We start from the raw sequence: 1,614 nt of genomic DNA on the forward strand, positions 1-1,614 counted from the left end.
GGCATCCGGTTCGACGACACCGGCACCGTGGTCAATTCGACGGCCCCGGCGCGCACGGCGGCACCGAGCAGGGCGACCTGTACGGCCGGATCGCGGTCTCGCTGACGGCGCTCGCCTTCCTGCTGGAGGCGGCCGGAGTCACCGCTCGAGCCCTGTCGGTGCAGCGCGCTCCGTGGGGCAACATGTACGAGTTCTCCACGACCTTCTCGACCGTCGTCGTGGGTGTGTACCTGGCGCTCCTGATCGCGAAGAAGAACGTCCGCTGGGCCGGTCTGCCCCTGGTCACCACCGTGCTGCTCGACCTCGGTATCGCGGTGACCTGGCTCTACACCGAGAGCGACCAGCTGGTCCCCGCCCTGGACTCGTACTGGCTGTGGATCCACGTCTCCACCGCCATCTTCTGCGGCGCGGTCTTCTACCTCGGCGCCGTCGGCACCGTGCTCTACCTGTTCCGTGACTCCTACGAGAACAAGCTGGCCAAGGGCGGCAAGCCCGGCCGGTTCGCCACCTCGGTCCTGGAACGGCTGCCCGCCTCCGCCTCGCTCGACAAGTTCGCGTACCGCGTCAACGCGGCCGTGTTCCCGCTGTGGACGTTCACGATCATCGCGGGCGCGATCTGGGCCGGCGACGCGTGGGGCCGCTACTGGGGCTGGGACGCCAAGGAGGTCTGGTCGTTCATCACCTGGGTCGCCTACGCGGCCTACCTGCACGCCCGCGCGACCGCCGGCTGGAAGGGCCGCAAGGCGGCCTACCTGGCGCTGATCGCCTTCGCCTGCTGGCTGTTCAACTACTACGGCGTGAACATGTTCGTGAACAGCCTGCACTCGTACGCGGGCGTCGAGTGAGGTAGCGCCCGCGCCATCGAAGGGTGACGCTGGATGCATGCACATGCACGACGTGATCCCCAGGGGCACCGCCGAATCCCGTGACGACGGTACTCACCTGCTGCGGTTCGAGCTGCGTCTGCCGCATCCGGTGATCCGGCTGTGGGCCGCCGTCGCCACGCCCGAGGGCCTGCCGAGCTGGCTCTGCGCCGCCGACGTTCTCGAACCGAGAGTCGGCGGCGCGGTCACGCTGCGCTGGCTCAACGCGGACGCGGAGGGGCGCCACACGGTCGCCGAAGGGCATGTCACCGCATGGGACGCGGAGCGCGTCGCCGAGTACACGGTCTCGGTCCACGGCCGCATCCGCTTCCACCTCGAGCCGCACGGCGACAACGGCACCGTGCTCCGCTTCACCAACGAACTCCGATGCGACGACGAGGTGCTCCTCGACTGCCTGGCCGGCTGGCACAACCACTTCGAGCTGCTCGCGGACGCCCTGGAGGGGCGGCCCACGACCGACTGGGAGACCTGGACGCCGACCCGCTGGCAGCAGCTGCGGGACACGTACGCCACGGCGTAGGGCCTCTCGTTCGGATCATGCCGGGCTCGTGGGCCCTGGCACCGCGCCGGCCCCCACGGCCTTCGGCGTGGGAGGTGCCCCCACGCCGCGTTGTCGTCGGTCGGCATGGCTCCGCCATGCCTCCTCCCCCTACGCCTTCGGCGTTGGAGGTACCCCCACCTCCGCCTTGCGATCCACGGCACCAGACCCCTCCCCCTACGCCCTGCGGGC

General features: G+C 70.1%; 2 protein-coding genes. Both read left to right on the plus strand.

The genetic code is table 11. From position 1 onward, the window contains the following. Positions 1–845 (plus strand): c-type cytochrome biogenesis protein CcsB (gene ccsB / locus ABZ070_RS37235; protein WP_356640622.1); only part of this gene is annotated, 845 nt, incomplete at its 5' end. A gap of 43 nt (positions 846–888) precedes the next feature. Further along, entirely contained in the window at positions 889–1,404 is a 516-nt protein-coding gene (locus tag ABZ070_RS37240) for an SRPBCC domain-containing protein (RefSeq protein WP_356640624.1), read from the plus strand. Positions 1,405–1,614 lie beyond the last annotated feature (210 nt).

It is taken from the genome of Streptomyces sp. NPDC006283, from assembly GCF_040613325.1.
Taxonomy (GTDB): domain Bacteria; phylum Actinomycetota; class Actinomycetes; order Streptomycetales; family Streptomycetaceae; genus Streptomyces.